The organism is Pleomorphomonas sp. T1.2MG-36, from assembly GCF_950100655.1.
Lineage (GTDB): Bacteria > Pseudomonadota > Alphaproteobacteria > Rhizobiales > Pleomorphomonadaceae > Pleomorphomonas.
In genome coordinates this window covers 392897-413842 of the sequence record NZ_CATNLY010000012.1, presented here as the reverse complement: position 1 = coordinate 413842, position 20946 = coordinate 392897, and the positions used below count along the sequence as shown (strand labels likewise).

The 20946-nt window shown below is 65.2% G+C and carries 23 protein-coding genes, 3 tRNA genes and 1 pseudogene; 20 read left to right on the top strand and 7 right to left on the bottom strand.

All coding sequences use genetic code 11. From position 1 onward, the window contains the following. Positions 1 to 30 precede the first annotated feature (30 nt). Positions 31 to 270: a hypothetical protein gene (locus QQZ18_RS08830; RefSeq protein WP_094182690.1), complete on the bottom strand. Its 240-nt coding sequence runs from the start codon at positions 268 to 270 to the stop codon at positions 31 to 33. Between the two features lie 149 nt (positions 271 to 419). On the opposite strand from QQZ18_RS08830, the gene QQZ18_RS08825 reads away from it, so the two are divergent. After that, positions 420 to 1034, top strand: coding sequence for a TetR/AcrR family transcriptional regulator (locus QQZ18_RS08825; protein WP_284540187.1), 615 nt, complete (start codon positions 420 to 422; stop codon positions 1032 to 1034). Beyond that, complete coding sequence (locus QQZ18_RS08820) at positions 1027 to 2202, top strand: DUF418 domain-containing protein (protein WP_284540185.1); 1176 nt, start codon at positions 1027 to 1029, stop codon at positions 2200 to 2202. Before QQZ18_RS08825 ends, QQZ18_RS08820 begins: the two co-directional genes overlap by 8 nt. A gap of 110 nt (positions 2203 to 2312) precedes the next feature. Here QQZ18_RS08820 and QQZ18_RS08815 read toward each other — a convergent pair. Beyond that, positions 2313 to 2397: transfer RNA gene (locus tag QQZ18_RS08815), tRNA-Tyr, on the bottom strand. A 213-nt stretch (positions 2398 to 2610) separates the two neighbouring features. Between QQZ18_RS08815 and QQZ18_RS08810 the strand changes: the two genes are divergently transcribed. The 10 genes from QQZ18_RS08810 (at position 2611) to QQZ18_RS08765 (ending at position 11156) form a co-directional block, all read left to right on the top strand. Beyond that, the gene (locus QQZ18_RS08810) at positions 2611 to 3450 is read left to right on the top strand and encodes a TrmH family RNA methyltransferase (RefSeq protein WP_446728632.1); all 840 of its coding nucleotides are present in this window, start codon (positions 2611 to 2613) and stop codon (positions 3448 to 3450) included. A 62-nt stretch (positions 3451 to 3512) separates the two neighbouring features. Beyond that, positions 3513 to 3587 (top strand) — tRNA-Thr (locus QQZ18_RS08805). A 556-nt stretch (positions 3588 to 4143) separates the two neighbouring features. Then, positions 4144 to 4770 carry a hypothetical protein gene (locus tag QQZ18_RS08800; RefSeq protein ID WP_284540180.1) on the top strand — a complete coding sequence of 209 codons (627 nt, stop codon included), beginning with the start codon at positions 4144 to 4146 and terminating at the stop codon, positions 4768 to 4770. 422 nt (positions 4771 to 5192) lie between these two features. Then, on the top strand, positions 5193 to 6182 hold the full coding sequence (locus QQZ18_RS08795; RefSeq protein ID WP_284540179.1) for an ABC transporter permease: 990 nt from the start codon (positions 5193 to 5195) through the stop codon (positions 6180 to 6182). Further along, positions 6179 to 7006 carry an ABC transporter permease gene (locus tag QQZ18_RS08790; RefSeq protein ID WP_284540177.1) on the top strand — a complete coding sequence of 276 codons (828 nt, stop codon included), beginning with the start codon at positions 6179 to 6181 and terminating at the stop codon, positions 7004 to 7006. Before QQZ18_RS08795 ends, QQZ18_RS08790 begins: the two co-directional genes overlap by 4 nt. Then, positions 7003 to 7785 (top strand): ABC transporter ATP-binding protein, encoded by a 783-nt coding sequence (locus QQZ18_RS08785; RefSeq protein ID WP_284540175.1) that lies wholly within the window; start codon positions 7003 to 7005, stop codon positions 7783 to 7785. Before QQZ18_RS08790 ends, QQZ18_RS08785 begins: the two co-directional genes overlap by 4 nt. Next, complete coding sequence (locus tag QQZ18_RS08780; RefSeq protein WP_284540173.1) at positions 7782 to 8564, top strand: ATP-binding cassette domain-containing protein; 783 nt, start codon at positions 7782 to 7784, stop codon at positions 8562 to 8564. Before QQZ18_RS08785 ends, QQZ18_RS08780 begins: the two co-directional genes overlap by 4 nt. After that, a complete protein-coding gene (locus QQZ18_RS08775; protein ID WP_284540171.1) occupies positions 8561 to 9598 on the top strand; it encodes an aminotransferase class V-fold PLP-dependent enzyme in 1038 nt (345 codons plus the stop codon). Before QQZ18_RS08780 ends, QQZ18_RS08775 begins: the two co-directional genes overlap by 4 nt. A 37-nt stretch (positions 9599 to 9635) precedes the next feature. Continuing rightward, a tRNA-Gly gene (locus QQZ18_RS08770) sits at positions 9636 to 9709 on the top strand. A 442-nt stretch (positions 9710 to 10151) separates the two neighbouring features. Further along, positions 10152 to 11156 carry a VirK/YbjX family protein gene (locus tag QQZ18_RS08765; protein WP_342398914.1) on the top strand — a complete coding sequence of 335 codons (1005 nt, stop codon included), beginning with the start codon at positions 10152 to 10154 and terminating at the stop codon, positions 11154 to 11156. A 19-nt stretch (positions 11157 to 11175) separates the two neighbouring features. On the opposite strand, the pseudogene QQZ18_RS08760 reads toward QQZ18_RS08765, so the two are convergent. Next, positions 11176 to 11280: pseudogene (locus tag QQZ18_RS08760) on the bottom strand (IS5/IS1182 family transposase); the annotation flags it as partial. Between the two features lie 476 nt (positions 11281 to 11756). Further along, complete coding sequence (locus QQZ18_RS08755; RefSeq protein ID WP_284540167.1) at positions 11757 to 12407, bottom strand: TetR/AcrR family transcriptional regulator; 651 nt, start codon at positions 12405 to 12407, stop codon at positions 11757 to 11759. A gap of 92 nt (positions 12408 to 12499) precedes the next feature. On the opposite strand from QQZ18_RS08755, the gene QQZ18_RS08750 reads away from it, so the two are divergent. From QQZ18_RS08750 to QQZ18_RS08740, 3 genes are all read left to right on the top strand, one after another. Beyond that, positions 12500 to 13192, top strand: a complete 693-nt coding sequence (locus tag QQZ18_RS08750; RefSeq protein ID WP_284540165.1) for a DAPG hydrolase family protein — start codon at positions 12500 to 12502, stop codon at positions 13190 to 13192. A 341-nt stretch (positions 13193 to 13533) separates the two neighbouring features. Further along, positions 13534 to 14355, top strand: coding sequence for a hypothetical protein (locus QQZ18_RS08745; RefSeq protein ID WP_284540163.1), 822 nt, complete (start codon positions 13534 to 13536; stop codon positions 14353 to 14355). Between the two features lie 7 nt (positions 14356 to 14362). Continuing rightward, on the top strand, positions 14363 to 14755 hold the full coding sequence (locus QQZ18_RS08740; RefSeq protein ID WP_284540161.1) for a hypothetical protein: 393 nt from the start codon (positions 14363 to 14365) through the stop codon (positions 14753 to 14755). A 68-nt stretch (positions 14756 to 14823) separates the two neighbouring features. Here the strand turns inward: QQZ18_RS08740 and QQZ18_RS08735 are convergent, their stop codons facing one another. Then, positions 14824 to 15252, bottom strand: coding sequence for a MucR family transcriptional regulator (locus tag QQZ18_RS08735; RefSeq protein ID WP_284540159.1), 429 nt, complete (start codon positions 15250 to 15252; stop codon positions 14824 to 14826). Positions 15253 to 15735: 483 nt separating this feature from the next. Between QQZ18_RS08735 and QQZ18_RS08730 the strand changes: the two genes are divergently transcribed. Continuing rightward, on the top strand, positions 15736 to 15894 hold the full coding sequence (locus tag QQZ18_RS08730) for a DUF3563 domain-containing protein (RefSeq protein ID WP_284540158.1): 159 nt from the start codon (positions 15736 to 15738) through the stop codon (positions 15892 to 15894). Positions 15895 to 16018: 124 nt separating this feature from the next. Here the strand turns inward: QQZ18_RS08730 and QQZ18_RS08725 are convergent, their stop codons facing one another. Beyond that, positions 16019 to 16330 (bottom strand): VHL beta domain-containing protein, encoded by a 312-nt coding sequence (locus QQZ18_RS08725; RefSeq protein WP_284540155.1) that lies wholly within the window; start codon positions 16328 to 16330, stop codon positions 16019 to 16021. 325 nt (positions 16331 to 16655) lie between these two features. Between QQZ18_RS08725 and QQZ18_RS08720 the strand changes: the two genes are divergently transcribed. Both QQZ18_RS08720 and QQZ18_RS08715 read left to right on the top strand, forming a co-directional pair. Continuing rightward, on the top strand, positions 16656 to 16814 hold the full coding sequence (locus QQZ18_RS08720) for a DUF3563 domain-containing protein (protein ID WP_284540153.1): 159 nt from the start codon (positions 16656 to 16658) through the stop codon (positions 16812 to 16814). 286 nt (positions 16815 to 17100) lie between these two features. Next, entirely contained in the window at positions 17101 to 17253 is a 153-nt protein-coding gene (locus tag QQZ18_RS08715; RefSeq protein WP_284540151.1) for a DUF3563 domain-containing protein, read from the top strand. 259 nt (positions 17254 to 17512) lie between these two features. Here the strand turns inward: QQZ18_RS08715 and QQZ18_RS08710 are convergent, their stop codons facing one another. Then, entirely contained in the window at positions 17513 to 17935 is a 423-nt protein-coding gene (locus tag QQZ18_RS08710) for a hypothetical protein (RefSeq protein WP_284540149.1), read from the bottom strand. A 519-nt stretch (positions 17936 to 18454) separates the two neighbouring features. Here QQZ18_RS08710 and QQZ18_RS08705 point away from each other — a divergent pair. Next, positions 18455 to 20074 carry a sensor domain-containing diguanylate cyclase gene (locus QQZ18_RS08705; protein WP_284540147.1) on the top strand — a complete coding sequence of 540 codons (1620 nt, stop codon included), beginning with the start codon at positions 18455 to 18457 and terminating at the stop codon, positions 20072 to 20074. An 82-nt stretch (positions 20075 to 20156) separates the two neighbouring features. Beyond that, positions 20157 to 20828 carry a TIGR02117 family protein gene (locus QQZ18_RS08700; RefSeq protein WP_284540145.1) on the top strand — a complete coding sequence of 224 codons (672 nt, stop codon included), beginning with the start codon at positions 20157 to 20159 and terminating at the stop codon, positions 20826 to 20828. Positions 20829 to 20946 lie beyond the last annotated feature (118 nt).

The window sequence follows — 20946 nt, the reverse complement described above, 5'->3', positions numbered from 1 at the left end:
GCGCGGTTCGGCCCCTCGCTCGATGGATCGCTATATCCTCGGCTCTTCCGAGCGCCTGCGGCTGCGCAGCTCGCGCCAGGCTTCCATGCGCGGCGCAATGCCCAGCGCCACGGGCACGGCGATGATGAAGGTCAGGCCGACCACCCAGGGCACATAAACCTCCGCCTGCTCCTCCAGCGGGGTCGCCATGACGATGACCATGCCGATGCCGAACAGGACACCCTGCACGATCAGGTAGATCAGCAACGTGATCATGATGCGAAGTCTCATCGTCGCCTCCTTGAAAGTCGTCCCTGCCTTCAACGCGGAGAGGGGCCACTTGGTTGCGACCGAGCGATGAGACCGGGGCTTGCGAGACATTGACGGCCATGCCATGAGCAATTAATAAACAGAGTGCGCGCTTTATTAATAGGAGCATCATGCGAACCGTCGATCCCGAAAAACATGCCGCGCAACGGCGAGCCGTTCTTCAGGCGGCCAAGGCCTGCTTTGCCAGGCACGGCTTTCACAAGACCAGCACCGAGGCCATCTGCGCGGAGGCAGGCACCAGCTCGGGCAAGCTGTTTCACTATTTTCCGACCAAGCGGGCGATCGTTCTCGCCGTGGTCGAAGACCAGTTGCAGGAAACGGCCGCTTATCTCGACAGCTTGTCACAGCAGCGGGACCTGTCGTCGTCTCTGCTCGACTTTCTCGATATCATCCTGCACTTGGCCTCATCGCCCGATGAGCGGCGGCTCGTCATGGAAACTGTCGCCGAGGCCGCGCGCGATGAAGACGTCCGGGCGCTGAACGACGCCGGCGACAAGCTGCTTGCCGAGGGGCTGACGGCGATCCTGACCGAGGCCATCGCGCGAGGGCAGGCCGATCCCGTCGTGCCGACCGAGCACGCCGTCCGCTTCCTCATGATGATGACGGACGGCATCTTCAGCCGCGCCTCCGTCGATACGGGCTTCGACCCATCCCGGGAGCGCGCGTCGCTTCGGAAAATCCTTGGCGAGACGCTTCGCTTGAGCGGGAGTTCCGGCAATGACTGACAGCAGTCGCATCACCAACATCGACGCGCTGCGCGGTTTCGCCTTGTTCGGAATACTGCTCGTCAACATCCTCGCCTTCTCGTCCGCCTATTACGGCACCGGTATTCAGCCGCCCAGTGGCCGGGCACCCCTCGATACTGTGCTGGCCTTTCTGATCTCGGCCATCTTCGAGCTGAAGTTCTATCTCCTGTTCTCGTTCCTGTTCGGCTACAGCGTCACGCTTCAAATGCAGTCGGCCGAAAAGGCGGGCGCGGCCTTTCTGCCGCGCATGCTGCGTCGGCAGGCTGGGCTGTTCGCCATCGGCGCCTTTCACGCCGTCGTTCTCTATTACGGCGACATACTGACGACCTATGCCGTCCTCGGCCTGTTGCTGCTCGTGCTGCGGGGGCTGAGCGATCGGGCGAAGATCGTCCTGGCAGCCTCGCTGATCGTCGCGACGGCGGCCCTGTGGTCCGGCCTGGCGCTTCTTCAGTGGAACGCCCCCGCACAGGACGATTCGATGCTGGTGGCGCAGCATGTAGAGATCGCACTGGCCGCCTATGCCGGCAGTCCTTCCGCCATCATAAGCCAGCACCTCCTAGACATCCGGTCGTTCCTGCCTTTGCTGCTGCTCCTGCAGGCGCCCTGCGCCCTGGCGATGTTCCTTGTCGGCTTCGTCGCGGGACGACGGAAACTGCTGCAAAACCGCGACTTCTACGGGCCGTACCTGCGCCGCGCGGCCGTGCTGGGCGTGGCGGTCGGCTTGCCGGGCAACCTCGCCTACGCCTATGCCACGCAGTTCCTAGCTGGCACATCGCTCGAAACCGCCTGTCTGGCACTCTCCATCCTGACCTCGCCCTTCCTGACCGCCGCCGTCATCGCCGCCATGATGATGGCCTTCGATTCGGGCCGGATCGAACGGTGTCGCGGCTATCTGGCGAGCGCCGGGCGGATGGCCTTGTCCAACTATCTCGGGCAATCGGCGCTGTGCGCCCTGATCTTCCACGGCTACGGCCTGGGCCTGATCGGCCATCTCGGCCTGGCGGCGACGTTGGCCATCGCGGCCGCCCTTTTCGGAGCGCAGCTCCTGGCCAGCCAATGGTGGCTCGCACGGTTCCGCTATGGCCCGGTGGAGTGGCTCTTGCGGGCGCTTACGATTGGCCACTGGCCACAGCTCAGGGCCGATTGAGCACGACCGAGAAACTCGCCGTCGACGATGGAAAACGCTTCGGCGGCCTTTTCGCGTACCCGTGAGGCTGCGACACGGACACCCAAACCCATGGACATGCAGGAAAGAGATGGTGGGAGAAGTAGGACTCGAACCTACGAAGGCCTAGCCAGCGGATTTACAGTCCGCCCCCTTTGCCGCTCGGGACATTCTCCCATCCCGCTCCGCCGGAGCCCGAAGGCGTTGGCTGAACGGGCGCTCTTATGGCGACCATGCCGGGCGCTGTCAACCCCATGGCTCGATTGTTTTGTCGACAATGCAGTTGGGCGCGGACGGAAGCCGGGAACGCCGTGGGAGCCATCGGTGACCGATACTGAAGAAAAGGCGGGGCCACTGGCGCGGGAAGGGCGTCGCGGCTATAAGCGCCGCATGTCCGACGATACCTCCTCTTCTTCCAAGCGCCCGCCTAGACGTCCCGGCCGCCCGCAGGGCCGGCCTGACGGCAAATCCGGCCCCCGCGACTTCCGCCCCCGTCCCAAGCGCGAGCGCGAGGCCGGCGAGGCGCTGTGGCTCTACGGCCTCCACACGGTGGAGTTCGCGCTGAAGAATCCGCGCCGCGTCGCCGTGCGCCTCCTCGCCACGCGCAATGCCCAGGCTCGTCTTGCCGAGCGCTTCCCCGAGGGCAAGCTGCCGATCGCCGCCGAGGAGGCATCTCCCTACGTGCTCGACCGGCTGCTTGGGTCCGAGGCCGTTCACCAAGGTTGTGCGCTGGAGGTCCAGCCGCTCAAGCCGCTGACCACGCTGGAAATGGCCGGTGCGCGCGTAGTGTTGGCGCTCGACCAGGTCACCGATCCGCACAACGTCGGCGCCATCCTGCGCTCGGCCACCGCCTTCGCGGTCGACGCCGTGCTGACCACGACGCGCCACAGCGCCGCCGAATCCGGTGTGCTGGCCAAATCGGCCTCCGGCGCGCTCGACGTGGTGCCGGTGACCACCGTCCGCAATCTCGGCGACACGCTGGAGGAAATGAAGGCGGCCGGCTTCACCGTGGTCGGCCTCGATTCGGAAGCGCCCGAACCGCTCGACGAGGTGCGCCTTGCGGCGCCGGTCTGTTTGGTGCTTGGCGCCGAGGGCAAGGGCCTGCGCCAGCGCACCCGCGAACTCTGCGACGTGCTCGCCCGCATCGACATGCCCGGCGAAATCAAGAGCCTCAACGTCTCCAACGCCGCCGTGCTATCGCTCTATCTGGTCCGCAAGGCGCTCGGCTGAGACACAGAAGGGGCGCGGTCAGGGTTGCACCGGACCGTGCCTTCGGCTATTCGAAAACCCGCGCCGGCGTAGCACAGCGGTAGTGCAGCGGTTTTGTAAACCGAAGGTCGGGAGTTCAATCCTCTCCGCCGGCACCATTTTATTCTCGGTCATAAAGAAGATCAGGGTTTCATACCGATCGACTGCGCCGTGCTGATGGATGCCGGTGCGGTAGGGCAAATCTGTATTGGGCGTAGAGATTCTGGCGTCGCCATCGGCGGTCAAGCTGACACAGAAATCTGCCCGGTGACCGGTTGCGTCCTAGACCTCGTAATTCTCGCGGTTGTCGATCACGGTCCAGGGGAAGGCAGACGCCCAGCTTTTCCATTACCGGCCTTCGTAAATTGCGCGGTGCAAAACCCAAGTAATTAGGAATGTGAAATGGTTCCCAGTGCACGCATTTGGTGCGATAGTTACCGGGGATTGCGTGGGTACATTTCTGCCGCCGCGGTCCGTTTTCCCAGGGCGTCATTGAGAGACGAAAATGACAGAGAAAAAGCCGGACAGGCCGCAACCCAAGCCTGACCTCAACATTCCGAAGAGGCCCATCAGAACCTTTGATGAAGGTGCGTCCACACCGGGAACCAGAATGCAGGCGCCGAGAGAGGCGCCTCCGCCGCCAAAATCGTCGAAAAAGCCAGGCGCATGAAATAAATGGCCGACGAAGAGACGCGGGCCGATATCGCGGAAAGCGAACCAGAGACTTCCGAACTCGATCTGCGGGTGCATAAAATCCGCTTCGATGCTCTTTGGAACGCGCTTTACCATACGGCGCGTCGGCGTCGGCTTGAGGCCCTCGACCGGTTATTCAATTTTCTCGTTATCATTCTGGGAACAAGCGCAGCGGCCGACCTGGGCAAGTTGTTCTCGGTTGTCCCCTCTTGGCTTACCCCAGTACTTGCTTTCGCCGCAGCGACAGTTGGAGCAGCCCAGCTCGTCTATTCCCCTGGAAGTCGAGCACGTGATCATCAACTCCTTCAGAGTCGCTACTACAAAATCCTCGCGCAAATATCTGAACAACAGGATTACGCTGACAGATGCGCGGGTTGGGAAGGTGCAACAAAGCGAATCGCGGGTGACGAGCCGCCTGGGAAACTCCTCCCGCAAGCTCAAGCATACAACTACGCCTCCAACACGCTCGGCTGCGCGCCAGATTACCTACTCGTTATCCCGCTTTGGCTGCATGTACTCGGCCATTTTCTTTCCTTCGACGGTGTCCACCTAGAAAGGCGTAGTGAAGTCGCGGAGAGGGCGGAAAAGCTAAAAAAAGCGAGGAGCTAGACGCTAGTCTTCGGTGACTCTGTGACCCACGACGCTTCCTTCGAACGCTTTCCGCGTTCGATCATCGCCTTAATTGCCTCGTTGATTTTGAGGATATTGCCGCTAGAAGCTCGATATCATCCATTCCGGCGTTACCAAGCTCCGGGGGCATCCTCGGAGCGCTGCACCACGACGAAATCGACGGGAAAATCCTGCGACAAGGCCCTCCAGCAACGGATCTTCGATACCCTCTACTGGGCCTCGGCGCATAGCTACCGTGGCCTCCGAAGCAAAAAGTCCGTTTGCCGGCGCGCAACACCACCGGCACTCCGCCGCCAGCAAAGAGATTATTTTTCCTTGCTTTCGGACTGCCGGCGGCCTTTCAAGGAAGCTATTCCAGATGCTGCGTCTTTACGCCGCAAGGCAGCCGGGAGACTTGAAGCGTGCGTCGCGCCCTGACCCTCGTCAGGCGGCGGGCCATCAGCGCCTTTCCCGTGCTGCTGATCGTCGTGGTCGCCACATTTCTGATGCTTGAGGCGGCGCCGGGCGACGCCGTCGACGCCTATCTGCTCTCCGCCGGTGGTGGCGACGCGGCTTTGGCCGCCAGCCTGCGCGCCCAATACGGCCTCGACCAGTCGCTCCTCTCGCGCCTCTTTCTCTACATCGCGGCGCTCGGCCGGCTCGATCTCGGCTGGTCCGTTGCCTTCGACCGGCCGGTGCTGGCGCTCATCGCCGAGCGTCTGCCGACGACGCTCCTTCTGATGGGCTCGGCCACCGCGCTGTCCTTCGGCCTCGGCTCGCTACTCGGCGTCGTCGCTGGCAGCCGCCCCGGCTCGTTCCGCGACCGGGCGCTCTCCATCGGCGCGCTGACGCTCTACGCCATTCCCGGCTTCTGGCTGGGGCTCGTTCTGGTACTGGTGTTCTCGGTGTCGCTCCGCTGGCTGCCCATCGCCGGCATCGAGACCATCGCCTCCGGCAAGCACGGCCTTGCCCGCGCCGTCGACATCGCTCGCCACCTGGCTCTGCCGGTGGCCGCCCTCGGCTTCATCTACCTCGCTCTGTTTCTCCGCGTGATGCGCTCGGCCATGGCCGAGATCTGGCGGCAGGACTTCGTGCTGGCGGCCCGCGCCAAGGGGCTCACGCGCCGCCGCATCGTCTGGCGGCACGTGGCACGCGCCGCGCTGTTGCCGCTCGTCACCGTGCTCGGTCTGCAATCGGCTGGCATGCTGGGGGGATCGGTGGTGATCGAGAGCGTGTTCGCCATTCCCGGCTTCGGGCGCCTCGCGCAGGAGGCGGTGGCCGGCCGCGACGCGCCGCTCCTGATCGGCATCATTCTGACGTCGGCGGTGCTGGTGATCCTGGTCAACCTTGCCGTGGATCTCGTCTACGCCGTGCTCGACCCGCGCATCGGTGCCTCGGAGGCCACGGGATGAGCTTCCTGCGCCGCCTCGTTTCCAGCCCCACCGGTGCCCTCGGCATGGTCCTGCTCGGCGTCATCGCCGCCACGGCGCTGCTCGCCCCGTGGCTGTCGCCCGGCGATCCCTTGCGCATCGCCGGTCCGGCGCTGCTGCCGCCCTTCACGGATCCGGCGCTACCCTTCGGAACCGACCGTCTCGGCCGCGACGTGCTGGCCGGCCTGCTGCACGGCGCCCGCACCTCGCTGATCGTCGGCCTCGCCGCCGCCGCCGCCGCGGTACTGATCGGCTCCATCGTCGGCACCATCGCCGGGTTCGCCGGCAAGCTCGTCGACGAGGCGCTGATGCGCGTCGTCGACGCCTTCCAGATCGTGCCCGGCTTCCTGCTGGCGCTCGCCTTCGTGTCGGTTGCCGGCGGCTCGCTCGGCACGGTCATCCTCGCCATCGCGCTCAGCGCCTGGGCGCAGCCGGCCCGCCTCGTGCGCGCCGAGGTGCTCTCCATCCGCGAGCGCGACTATGTGGCGGCCGCCCGCGTCATCGGCATGCATCCCCTGGAGATCGCCTTCAAGGAGATCCTGCCCAACGCACTGCCGCCGGTGCTGGCGCTCGCCGCCGTCATCGTCGCCGCCGCCATCCTCACCGAAGCGGCGCTGTCCTTCCTTGGCTTGGGCGATCCCAACGTCGTCACCTGGGGCTCGATGATCTCGGAGGGGCGCAACGTGCTGCGCGCCGCGCCGTTCCTGTCGGTGATACCCGGCATCGGCCTCGTCGCCGCCGTGCTCGGCGTCTACCTCGTCAGCGAGGCGGCCGGCGAAGCGCTGGGGCGGGGAGGGCGGCCGTGACAGCGCTTGCGACCATCGCCGACCTCTCGGTCACCTATCGCCGCGCCCCTCGGTCGGCATTGTCCGGCCTATCGCTCGACGTCGAGGCAGGCGAGATCCTGGCGATCATCGGCGAAAGCGGCTCGGGCAAGTCGACGCTCGCCCGAGCCGTCGCCGGCCTGCTGCCGGAGCGGACGCGCGTTGCCGGCCGTATCGACTGGCCCGGCCTCGACGGTGCGCCGCGCGCCGGCCGCGACATCGGCTACGTGTTCCAGGATCCCGGCTCCAGCCTCAATCCGGTGCTGCCCCTCGGCGAGCAGGTGGGGGAGGGCGCCCGCCGACACCTCGGGCTCGACCGCCGCGCCGCCGAGACGGAAGCGGTGCGGCTTCTCGGCCGCGTCCATTTGCCCGCGCCCGAGCGCATCGCCCGCGCCTATCCGCATCAGCTGTCCGGCGGCCAGCGCCAGCGCGTGGCGATCGCCGCCGCCATCGCCGCCCGACCGCGCCTTCTGATCGCCGACGAGGTGACCTCGGCGCTCGACGTGCTGGTGCAGGCGGCCATCGTCGAGCTGCTGGTCGAGCTGGTGCGCGCCGACGGCATGACGCTGGCCTTCGTCACCCACGACTTGGCGCTCGCCGCCGGCATCGCCGACCGCGTGGCGGTGATGGCCGGGGGACGCCTCGTCGAGGTGGGGCCGGCAGCCCAGGTGGTCGCGGCGCCCCGGGCGGTGGAGACGGCGGCCCTGATCGCCGCCCACATCGACCTTGCGACGCCGTCGCTGGTGGGAGGCACGCCATGACCGGGCCGCTTCTCGTCGCCCGTGACCTTCGCCGGACCTTCACGAGCGGTGACCGCCGCGTTGCCGCGCTGGGTGGCGTGTCGCTCGCCATCGCACCCGGCGAGACGCTGGGGCTGGTGGGGGGCTCGGGCTGCGGCAAATCGACGCTGGCGCGCGTCCTGACCCGTCTCGTGGCGCCGGAGGCTGGCTCCATCGCTTTCATGGGCGACGATTGGCTGGCGCTGGAGGGCGGCCGCCTGCGCGCCGCCCGCCGGCATTTGCAGATGGTGTTCCAGGACCCGCTCGCCGCCTTCAACCCGCGCGCCACCGTCGGCGGCGTTCTCTCTGATGCGCTGCGCATTCATGCCGTGGTACCCAAGGCCGAACGGCCCGGCGAGGTGGCGCGCCTCATCGATCGCGTCGGCCTGCCGTCCGATCTCGGGGGGCGGTCGATCCGCGAGATTTCCGGCGGGCAGCGCCAGCGGGTGGCCATCGCCCGCGCCATCGCCGTGCGGCCGCGCCTCATGATCCTGGACGAGGCGGTGTCGGCGCTCGACGTGTCGGTGCGCGGTCGTATCCTGGAGCTTCTCGTCGACCTGCAGCGGGAAACCGGCGTCGGCTACCTCTTCATCTCGCACGACCTCGCAGTGGTGCGCGCTGTTTCGCACCGTATCGCGGTGATGGCCGAGGGCCGCATCGTCGAGGAGGGACCGGCGGCCAGCGTCATCGCCGCGCCATCCTCGGGCGTCCTGAAAGACCTGATCGGCGCGGTGCCGCGCCTCAATGGAAAGCCAGCATGAGCACCTTCGATCCCGCCATTCTCCTGGATCCGCCGCCGTTCCCGGTCGAGCGCGTCGCCAGCCTCGCCGACCGCTTCGCCAAACTGATCGGCACCTCGGGCGACGTGCTGCTCATTCAGGCCGAGGCTGTGGTGGCGCTCGAGGCGGTGGCGGCGAGTCTCGGCCGCCCCGGCGTCAAGGCTATCAACATCATCACCAGCCCTTACGGCGTCTGGTTCGGCCGCTGGCTGCGCCGGGCCGGCGCCAGCGTGGTGGAGATTCGCGCCGAAGCGGCGCGGCCGGTCAGCGCGCGGGCGGTGGCGGCGGCGCTCGACGCCCACCCCGACGCCGGGCTCTTGGCGCTGGTGCACGCGGAATCGGCCAGCGGCATTCGCAATCCGCTTGAGGCCATCCTCCGTCTCGCCCGCGAGCGCGCCGTCGTCACCGTGGTCGATGCGGTCGCCTCGCTGGGCGGCCACGCCTTCGCCGCCGACAGGATGGGCGCCGATGTCGTCGTCGCCGGGCCGCAGAAGGCGCTGGCCGGGCCGGCCGGTGTCTCGGCCGTCGCCGTCTCCCAGCGCGCCTGGGCGGACATCGACCGGACGGACGCGCCGCAGACCTCGGCGCTGTCGCTCGTCGACCAGAAACGCCTGTGGCTCGATGCCGGGCGCGGCGCACTGCCGGGCACGCCGTCTCCGCTGGAACTCTGGGCGCTTGACGCTGCGCTTGATCGCGTCGAAGCCGAGGGCATCGAGGCCATCGTCGGCCGCCACGCCGAAGCCGCTGCGGCCGCCCGCGACGGCCTGGAGGCGCTGGGCCTCACGGCCTGGGCCGGGCCGGCGGACGCCTCCCACCTCGTCACCGCCTTCGCCCCGCCCGCCGATATCGACGCCGCGTCCTTGCTTGAAAGCCTCAGGGAGGCCGATCCCGAGTTCTCCCTCGGCGTCGGCGCCGGAGCGGACCGGCTCATCCGCCTCAACCACACCGGCCGCCGCGCCGATCCTCAGGTGGTTCACGCGATGATCTCGGCCATCGCGTCCGCCCTCCGCCGTTGACAAGCCGGCCGCGTCTCCCTAAACATCGCGCCTCGAAGCGGGTGTAGCTCAATGGTAGAGCAGCAGCCTTCCAAGCTGAATACGAGGGTTCGATTCCCTTCACCCGCTCCAGCTTCACGGATCTCCCCCCAGAAACTGTCCGATTGTATCGGTGTGTAACCGGATACGGTTCTTGCCGATCGGCTCGCCTTGCGCAACGTACAACGTGCGACTATAGGGCGAATCGTGGTTGATGCCGCGTTTCTCTGGGTAGAGGGGGCTGCAACTACTGAGATCATAAACTTCGTTCACCGTAGCAGATGCGTATTGCTCGCTGCTATCGAACGCACGCCGTCTCGATCATCGAGACTGATTGCTTTGATTTGCAGGTGAAAAGATGCTGCCGCTTCACCGCGCAGGGCGGACTCCTTTATCGCCATTCCTGGTCCGCGTTGGGGTTGCCCTGTGGAGCGGTCAGAAAATTCGATGGAAGTTTATTACGTGTCTCGTTAAAAGCCTGGGTTGTTTGTGTAAAACGCGCATGTTTCAACTTTAGATTGCTTTTTCGCAAATTATGAGTCTGACAGTAGAAACAAACCGTGACATTATGAAGCATTCTGTTCGTCGGGCCGTGCCAAGGTGGCTGCAGTTTGTCTGGGGGCACGTCCGAGTCTGGACGAAGTATCATGCGCGTCGGATCGTGTTCGGTCGCATTGTCCGAAAGCTTGAGCGCGGCATGAGCACCCCGCTGCTGCAGCGCATCCTTTCAGCCCGGCCTGACATTGCCGATAAGCCCATCCGTCCCTATCTGACGCGCCGCTTGCGGGCATCGGCGCGTGCGGATGCCATTCTCACCCACTATCAGACGATCGAGGAGAGGCTGTCGCCCGCGGCGGTCGAGCAGATCCATCTTTCGACGGTAACGCTTCTGCAGCTCAACACCGAGCGTGGCGTGGTGACCATCAGCCTCGGCGCCGCCGCTGGCTTTTATCGCGAAAGCGAGTGGGGCCTTACCTTGTCATTCGATGGGGCGCCGACGGCAGCAATGGGCCTGGCGATCGTCAAGCCCCAACATCTCGGTCTTGTGGGAGAGACCCCTTGCCTGTGGATCGGCATCATGAAGGGCTTTTCTAGAGACGAAGGGCTCGATCGGGCTCGATCGGCGACCAAAGCGCTGCGGGGTCTGCGACCGAAAGCGGCTCTTTTGCTGGCGGCTCAGGAGATCGCGAACGCCCTGCGACTGGAAAGCATTTACGCGACCTCGAACGAAGGGCACGTGTTCGCCGGCTACCAGGGGCTCAGAAAGCGTATACTGGCCGATTACGATCAGTTCTGGGAGGAATCCCAAGGTGAGCGCATGTCTCGCTTTGTGTTCCGCCTGCCCAGGACGAAGCCCGTGCGGGATCTGTCGACCTATCCCGCCAACAAGCGCTCGCAGATACGGAGCCGTCAGGCGCTGGAAGCGGAAATGACCACCGCGCTGTCGGCGACGCTGCGCAGCTTGATAACGCCGGATCAGCGCCTGGGTTACGACACCATTCTGGTGGTGTCGCCGCGGTCGGTGAGGCTTGAGATCTAGGATGAGAACTCATTGATCGGAGCCAGACGATGACGGCCACTGGGATACATATGGCCGAAAAGAAGGTGTGGGCGCATCGGTCGTAGCGCGTGGCGATGTGCCTCCAGTCCTCAAGTTTGGCGAAGAGGGGCTTGACCTTGGGGCGCGCTTGCATCTCAGGAGTCGGGGCTGTTCGGCGGTCCGAGATCTCGCCGTGCGGGAGTGAAACCGAGAGGCTTTCCGCGGTCGTTGCTAGAGGCCAAGCGGGGGCTGCCCGACGCTGAAATTCGATCATCGGGCTGCGTGCCATCACCATCGTAGGCCCCGTTCCCTCTTTCACCCTATATGCCCCAGGTTATACCGGACGGGCGCGGCATGGCCTCAGAGCCGGGATCTGAGCCACTGTCGGTCTCGATGCCGGTTTCTGGGGCGATTTCGGAGCCGGATGGCACAACGCTCGACCACCAAACCTTGGCTGGCGAGTTGAAGGAAGCCGCGGGCAGGGCACTGGCCAACTCCCCCGTACCTCCCGCAGCGCTTCCCTGCCGTCGCGTGATCTCGGACTGATCGCCGCTGCCTCACTGCGGGCCTGCGAGATCGAGGCGGCGTATCTTGCCGGCGTCAGCCTATCGCTGTCGGCGTCCCGGTCCGCCCGTGGGTTGCGAGGCGCACGGCGTCGGCGATGCGCGGGCTGATGTCGGAGGCGGGCAGCGGTTCGATCTCGCCGAGGATGATCTTGCGCAGGGGCTCGGCGATGACGGCCGAGAGCATGAGGTCGGCCGCACGCTCGGCGGCGATCGGGAGGCGGAGTTCGCCGGTTTCGGTCTTGCGGGTGAGCCAGCGGGCGAGTTCGGCGCGGGAGCGCTCGATGCCGTTCTCGTTGTAGGCCGGAAGAAACCGAGCCCTGAGATCGGCGTCGCTCGCCAGCATGCGGTAGAGACCAACGGCGTTCGGGCTGAGCACGGCGCCGGCGATGTCGCCGAGGAAACGCGTGAGGGCTGCCGGGGCATCTTCGCCCTCAGGGCCGACTTCGAAACCGCGGAAGATCGGCTCGATCCAGCTGCCCACCAGCAAGCCGATCAGGGCGGCTCGATCACTGGCGAAGCGGTAGAGCGTCTTCTTGGCAATGCCGGCCTCCGCGGCGACACGCTCCATGGTCATCGCCGCCGCGCCGCCGCTCGACAGAAGCCTCTGCGCCGCCTCGACGATGTTCCGCCGCACCACCGCGTCGGGAACGCTTGGCCGGCCACGACCCCGTTGCTCGCTTTCCATCGCGGTTCCCTTTCGAAGCTTGACAGCGCCACCCCTCGGACCTACCTATAATTAGGAAACGAAAATCGTTTCCTAATTATCGGAGATTGGAGATGTCCTTGTTTCCCGACACTTTTGGTATAGCCGCTGGCGCGCTCGACGCAATGCTCGTCCCGGCGCCCCTGCGTATCGAGTCCGGCATCGAGCGGCTGCCGAGCGGCGTGGTCAGGGTGGCCGTTCGTACCGACCTGCCCAACTGCAAGGGCCGGATGCTCGACTGGTGGTTCAAGGAGTTCGAAACCAATGAGCATCTTCTGATGTGGCACCCGGTCGATCACGTCGAGCATCGGGGCTGGGACGCGCAGTGGCGGAAGGGGCAGAGCTACGTCGGCGCGACGATCCGCGCCGTCGAGAGCCTTGGCGACATCCCGCCGGTGGCCGCCGTCATCCGCTTCCACGACCCGCGCGAGGCTTTCTCACCCGGAGCCTACGATGCGGCCTGCAACAGGGGCGACGCGTCCCTCGCCGTGATCGCGCGGATCGGTTTCGGCGACGACGTGGAGCTCGATGCGGCGGGCGATCCGCTGCAAGGCGCCATGGTCCACGTGGTGCGCGACACGCCATTCGGCGCTGTGCTCCGGAGTTGCTTCCTGCTCGGCCCGGCGCATGGGCATGTCGTTCCCGACGCCGTCGCCCTCGGGCTGCTCCAGCATTGCAGCAGCGAGTTCGGCTATCTCTCCCGCTGCCTTCCTTCGCTCTACTGGGCCGACCCGGCCAACCGCGCCGATGTGCCGACGATGTGGTAGGTTTGGCCTGTTCATCGCCCTGGTGCTGCGGGGAGCGCCGGGGCGATTGGGAGATCACACTCCCCGCGCCTTTTCAGCCGGCAGCCATATCCGCTCAAAGGCACCCGACACCCACGCTCAGGTCTCGTCCTGAGGTCCGTGCCTGCGTGAGGATGGCCGCCCGCCAGTTGCGAGGTCATCCCCTTCGCGCCACCGAGGCCAATCTCCCCGCATTCGAGTACGCCAACCCTCATCCCGTATGAATGGACAACACCGCTCGGGCGAGAACCCCTTGCAACGGTGTGCAAATTTCCATTGGGACGGGAGGCGGACATGCGGATTCGGGCAAGCGAGGGCGGGCGATGATCATTGCCGGCCTGATCGAACAGATGGCCGCCGCCGGTGCGCCCCTCGACGCCATCGTCATCGCCGTCCGGGCCATCGAGGAGGGGAGCGCCGTCGAGACCGAGCGTCGCGCCAGGGCGACCGAGCGCAAGCGCCGGGAGCGTGAAAGGGAGCGGGACAGGATGCGTGACGGTCACGCGACGGTCACGGGGCAGTCCCGCGACACCCCCCGTCCCCCCTCTTTCCCCCACACCCCCAAACACCCCCCTATATCCCCCCGGACCACACCGGACGAGGTGCGCGACGACGTTTCAGAACCGGGATCTGAGCCGGTGTCGGCCTCGATCCCGACGTCTGGGCCGACGCTCGGATCGATTTCGGAGCCGAATGGCGAAACGCTGGGTCGGGGGCTGGCCGATGCGGCAGGGAGGGCGCTGGCCGAACTGGCCTCGGCGCCGGGGCTCATCGTCCTGTCCGAGCCGATGAACTGGATCGCCAACGGCTGCGACTTCCAGGCCGACATTCTGCCGACGATCAGAGCTCGATGCAGCCGGGCTCGACCGTCGAGCATCCGGTCCTGGAGCTATTTCACCGAGGCCGTCTACCAGGCCCGCGACAACCGTCTGAAACCCGAACCGGAGGCTACCCTTGCCCAACAGTCCCGCTCTTTCCGAACGTCCCGTCCTGCCGCAACTTCGCCTCAAGACGCTATCCTTGCCGCATTCGCTCGCCGAGCTGGAGCGCACCTTGCGACCACAGGAGGCGGCGAGCCGGACCCCGACACTGAGCCGGGCGCTTACGGAGGACGAACGATCGATCTTGTCGCGGTTGGTGGATGAGGTTGCGTTGCTCGCCGAGGCCAAGCCCGACTCGATGATGGCACTTCAGGAGGCCGCGAGGCTCCTTGCCGTGTTCCCCGCGGGCAACATCAGCGAAGCCGTCCTGGACGCTCGCTCCACGGCCTATGAGACCGCCCTCGAAGATGTGCCGGCCTGGGCGGTCGCTGCCGCTGGCAAGCGCTGGATCCGGGGCGAGGTGGCCATCCTCGAAGACAGGCCGAACCTTTCCTTCCCGCCATCGCCACCCCAGCTGCGAGCGCTGGCCCTGGACGAGTGGGCGAAGGCGCGCGGCGCGCTATGGCGCTACCGGCGGCTGTTGGAAGGAAAGACGGAGCGGGTGGTGCCGCCGGAGGCGCGGAGGGTGCCGCCGAAGGCGATGCTTCCGGCCATGGGCGGATAAGGGGAGCCGATCGATAGACAAAGCCCCGCCGGTGAGGGCGGGGCTTTGGCGGTCCTGCTGCCGAAAGGTCAGGCGGGGCGCTTGCGCTGCTGGCCGAGGCCCATCTGCTTGGCGAGGTTGGAGCGCGCCTCGGCATAACTTGGCGCGACCATCGGGTAATCGCTCGGCAGGTTCCACTTCGCTCGGTACTCGTCCGGCGACATGTCGTAGTGGGTGCGAAGATGGCGCTTCAGCGACTTGAACTTCTTCCCGTCCTCAAGGCAGATGAGGAAATCCGGCGTGATCGACTTCTTGACCGGAACGGCGGGTTTGGCCGGCTCGGCCGGAGCCTCCTGGTTCTCGCCGGTGGTCAAGCCGCCACGGACCCGAACGAGGGCGGCGTGAACGCTGGCGATGAGCGCCGGCAGTTCCGGTGTCGGCAGGGAGTTGTTGCCCACATAGGCAGAAACGATACTCGCGGCTATATCGAGGGTAGTCAGATTGTCGTATTCATTCACTAGAATCTCTCCAAATCAAAGAAGATGCTTCAGATTAGGCTCATACCCCTCGTGTAACGCCAAATCAATGTAAAAAAGGATTTGAATGACAGGTGTCCCAAGGACGGTTTTGTATCGAGATCTGACAAAAGCATAGGACGCGCTGTGGACGAACACACAAAGAGGCCCATGGAGCGCCGTTCGATCTGAGTGAAAGAGATCGGCGCTCCAAGGCCTTGCTTGCGAAGCGTCGTCTTGTCGATCCTCGCTTCACTCCGGTCGAATGATGCTCTGGCGCGCCATGGCGACGTCGGCCGATGCGCGGGATGGCGGCAAGGGGCGCGCTGGGGAAGCGATCCCGCGCACCCTCTCTCCAAAGAGATTCTGAAACCGCCCTTCAGAACTTGCGATTAGGTCGCAAGCCCTTCCTCGCCTATATTGAGGGCGTCAAAGAGATGAGAGAAAGAGGCCGGAAACCTCCGGTCTGAAAGAAGGAAAACCGAAATGTTCGCCACCCTGAAGCGTACCGCCAAGCTCCTCCGCATTCCCAGCCAGGCCGAACGCGACATGGCCTACCTGAACGAGGCCGGCGACCGTTACGACCTCGAAGCTCGCGAGCGGACCCTCGGCCGCCGCAACCTCAACCGGACCCTCGGTCTCTGAGGACCGGACGGCAGCAAGCCCCGATACGACGTTGAGCGCTCGACCTGACCGGTTCGGGCGCTTTGTCTTTGTGCGGTGCTTCGTGAAGCGACCGAGGACTGGCTGGTTCAATTGCCGCGCCCGATCAGTAATCGCAATAACCGCCGTCCATGTCGATCATCCCCCGTTCTCCATCGAACATGAGGCGCATGTCGCAGGTTTCGGTGTCGGGGGCTGAAATCGGGCCGGCGCAGAGAGCCTCGTCCGACATGTAGAGTTCCGCATACCAGCGGTGATGCACATAAGTCTTGAAGCCGACCGACTCTTCGGGCTGAACCAGGCCGTAGTCCCTCAGTTGCCCATCGAAGTCCGTCCAATAGATGCGAACCGTATACTGGGTATCGTTGGTGAATCGGACGCCGGTCGGAATGTTCGTGGCCGGCGAGGGCGGCTTCATGTCTCCGCAACCCCCAGCGGATGCAATGGAGACCTGAAACGCAAGGATTGAGAAAACAACGGCGCCAAATAGAGATTTCGTCATGATCGGCCTTCCCCGAGGGCACTTGTCGACGCCGTATCGTCTGCATAAACGCTCAACAATGGCAATGGTCGGTATGCAAAATTACCCATGTCGCGATCACGGATGACCGACGACAAAGATTCTGAAACCACCCTTCAGAACTTGCGATTAGGTCGCAGGGGCTCCCGGGCCTATATTGAGGGTGTCAAAGAGATGAGAGAAAGAGGCCGGAAACCTCCGGTCTGAAAGAAGGAAAACTGAAATGTTCGCCACCCTCAAGCGTACCGCCAAGCTCCTCCGCGTTCCCACCCAAGCCGAACGCGACATGGCCTACCTGAACGAAGCCGGCGACCGTTACGACCTCGAAGCCCGCGAGCGCACCCTCGGCCGCCGCAACCTCAACCGGACCCTCGGCCTCTGAGGATCGGACGACAGCCAGCAAGCCCCGATACGACGTTGAGCGCTCGACCTGACCGGTTCGGGCGCTTTGTCGTTTTGAAGACCTGCGGCGCCATGTCGGTTGATGTGGTGCCCCATGCGCCAGTGCAGAGCAGACATGCGGCCAGGGCGGATCACTATAGATAATCTGAAAATGACCTTCAGAACTTGCGATTAGGTGGCGGATGCTTCCGGGCCTATAGTGAGGGCGTCAAGAGAGAAGAGAAAAGAGGCCGGAAACCTCCGGTCAGGAAAGAAGGAAAACCGAAATGTTCGCCACCCTCAAGCGTGCTGCCAAGGCCCTCCGCGTTCCGAGCGTCGAAGAGATGGAACTGGCCTACATCTACGAAGCCGGCGACCGCTACGATCTCGAAGCCCGCGAGCGCAACCTCACCCGCCGCAACCGCAACCTCGGCTTCTGACGGCACGGCGGCCCTATCGCCGCCATCGATCACGACGACGTCCAGCGCTCGATACCTGACCGGTTCGGGCGCTTTGTCGTATCCGGATCATGCCTGGGATGAAGAACGTTTCCGCATGGCCACAAATACGAAATCGGCCGCCCTCGCGGGCAGCCGATTTGCTGTGACTCCAGTGTTGTTCCGATCGGGCTGGGGGATGGCCGGCCGCTGGAGTCTACGGCCGGCCCCTCCCTCATCCGGGCTATCTCCTAGATCGAGATCAGCCGCGGAGGTTGTGTTCGGCTTCCTCGCTGGCGTTGCGGTAGAAGACCGGCTTCGGATAGCGGGCGGCGTCGGCCTTGGCAGCCTCGGCGTTGGCCGGGTTGTCGATCACGACATTGCTGCTGAACTGCGGGTTGTTGTCGCGGGCCGCCGGGTCGAAGGTCGTCACCACGCTGGCGCCGGTGGCCGAACCATGGGTGCCGATGACTGCGTCGGACTTCGTGGCCTGCGCGGCCTCGGCATAGCGGGCGGCATCAGCCTTGGCGGCAAGCGCGTTGGCGCTGTTCACGTTGAGCGGGGCGGCAACGAAGTTGGGATCGTTGGAGCCGGCGGCCGGATCGAAGGTGAGCGAGCCAGCGCTGGCGAGCGAGGGGATCAGAACGGCGGCGAAGGCGAGCGAGGCAATGAGGGAGGTCTTCATTTCAAAACTCCAGTTTCTTTATCAGCGTCTTGTTTCGTGGCTGGCAGCGGGGAGGTTTTGTTCGCTGCCGATGACTGTCATTTAGGTCGCCACCGTTCACGCTCAAATGGCCTTGGGATGACACTTGCGGGCGGTGGATTTGATGACTGGTCGCGTTTCCGTGTTCGCGATTTGAACGGCTCGCCTCTAAGCGGGCGCCCGCCGCCCAATCCCCCTCACGGCACCGGGAGGTGCCTTTCAAGGCAGCCACCGGCGCCCGCCTGCCCAGGTGGGAGTCGCCGGCGGTGCTGCGCCGAAACGGCAAGGCCGCCATGCGCCCGAAAACGGCGAAGTGATCCGCAACATATGGAAATTTAAGAGTTTCTTGGTTAAGTTGAGAGCTGTTGGACGCCAATTATTGGCCGCAGGGCGGCGCGTGCTGATCCCTGGTTGTGAGGTTCGGCGATGGACGAGCGACACTTGTCTCCTACGGAGGCGCGGGATCTGGCCTCCAGCTGTGCCAAGCCCGAGTGTAGCGGAATGCTGTTGCGCTGCCCGACCAAGAACGAAACCCGCTGCATTCTCTTCGACACGCTGTTCGGAACCAACTCGGCGCCGATCGTCCTGATCGATCCCGAGAACGATGGGGCCATCGTCGACGCCAACAGGAAGGCACTGGAGTTCTACGGCTACAGCCGCGAGGAGTTCAGGCAGCTTCACGTCTGGGACATCAACACCCTTGGCCGATCGGTGCTGACCGTCATGCGGGAGATCTCCTCCTGGTCGGGCGGGCACTATCCGCAGCGCTTCCGCCACCGTCTGGCCGATGGAACGGTGCGTGACGTGCAGGTCTACGCGGGCCCCGTCCAGCTCATGGACCAGAAGCTGCTGCTCTGCATCGTCCAGGACGTCACCCAGGTGATCGAGGCGGAGCAGTTCAACCGGCTGCTTCTCGAAAGCGTCAGCATCGGCGTTTGCGGCATCGACGACCAGGGCATGTTCACCTTCGTCAATCCCGAGGCGGTCAGGGCCTTCGGCTTCCGCCACGAAAGCGAAGTCATCAAGCTCGGCATCCATCGCTTTCTCGGCGGGGCCGACCATCCGGTGGAGGGCGAGGCGCATCGCGTTCTGCAGGCCGCCGCCAACGGAACGGCCGTGCAGAGACTGGAAAGCGTCATGCGCAGGGCGGACGGCACGCCGTTTCCCGTCAGGCTCGTGGCAAGCCCCATCCGTGTCGGCGATCAGGTGAAGGGCGCCGTGCTGAGCTTCACCGACCTGACGCGCGAGCGCGAGCGCGAGGAGCAGGTCGCCGACCTCATAGATGCCATCCCCGGCGTCGTGTTTCAGGCCGTGCTGCCGCCGAGCGGCAGGTTCGAGGTCACCTATTTCAACGGAGCGGCGAAGAGCTTCCTCGGTATCGGCGGCAATGACGATCCGACGTCGACCGACGTGTTGTCCTCCCTGCTGACGCGGTCCACCTGGATCGGCCTGTTGCGCAGCCTCAAGCGATCCGCCTTCCGGCTCCACTCCTGGGAGCGCGAATTCCAGATCAACGGCGGGGACGACGGCAAATGGCTGCTCGGCCGGGCCAGGACGCGCCGCCAGCCCAACGGCGACGTCGTGTTCAACGGCGTGCTTCTGGACATCACCGACCGCAAGCTCCTGGAGGCGCGTCTGGAGGACGCCGCCCTGACCGATCCGCTGACCGGTCTGCGCAACAGGCGGCATTTCGAGATCGTCCTGAAGGCCTCGGAAAAGCGTCACACCGCCGCCGGCAATCCCTACTCGCTGATGGTGATCGACATCGACCACTTCAAGCAGCTCAACGATCGGCATGGTCATAATGCCGGCGACGACATGCTGCGCCTCGTGGCCGACACCCTGCGGCTCCGCTCCCGCCAATCCGATTGTGTCGCCCGCTGGGGCGGGGAGGAGTTCGCCGTTCTGCTGCCGGGAACGGCGCTGGCGTTGGCCACGGCGCTGGCAAACGACATCCGTGGCGCCGTCAGCGCGGCCAGGCCGGCGGTGGATGGGCTCTCCGTCAGCATTGGCGTCGGCGAGGTCGCCCTCGGCGAGACCGCCACCGCTCTGTTCAAGCGCGTCGATGCCGCGCTCTATCGCGCCAAGGCGAATGGTCGCAATCGCGTCGAGCTGGCCTGAACCTGATCGCCGGGCCTGCTGAGAAATGGGCTGGCGCGGCGTTGGTCACCCCAGGGAACCGGACAGCGCAAGACGAGGCTTCATGAGATCCGTTCGGTTTGCCTTTGGCGGCCTGCTGCTGCTTCTGCTCCTTCTGGTCGGCGGGGCCGTAATTCCGCGGCCGCTTGTCGCACCGGTGGAGGCGTTTCCCGGTTCCGCCCTGCTACGGCGCATCCTCGTGCTCTCCGGGCCGATCCACACCGATATCGCCATCCCGCTCGATGACGCGACGCGGGCAGCGTTTCCCTTTCTCGCAGAGGCGGGCGTTCCCGTCGGGCACCCGGAGGCGCGATGGCTGATCGTCGGCTGGGGCGGCCGCGCCTTCTATCTCGAAACGCCGACCTGGGCCGACCTGAAACCGCTGCCGGTTTTGCGCGCCCTGACCGTCGATCGTTCGGTGCTGCATGTCGACGTCGCGGGAGAGGCCCTTGGGTCTCAGCCCGGCGTCGCGGCCTTCGATGTGGATGACAAGAGCCTTGCGAGGCTGATCGCCTTTGTCGCCGGCAGCTTCGCCTCGGACACCGGCGTCGTGGCGGCGATCCCGGGCGCCGGTTACGGAGCCCATGACCGCTTCTTCGAAGCCAGGGGCCTGTTCAACATCCTGATCGGCTGCAACACCTGGACCGCTGCCGCCCTGCGGACGGCCGGCCTGCGATCGGGGCTGTGGACCCCTTTGCCGCAGTCGCTGGTCATTTCTCTCCGGCTCTACAACTGAACACCGCTTCCCTCTGGTTTCGACCTTCTGGGCGAACCAGAGGCAAGCGAAGCGCCCGATCGGGCGCCGGCCGGTCAAGCCAAAACCCGCCTGATCTGGATGAGTCCAGATCACGCGG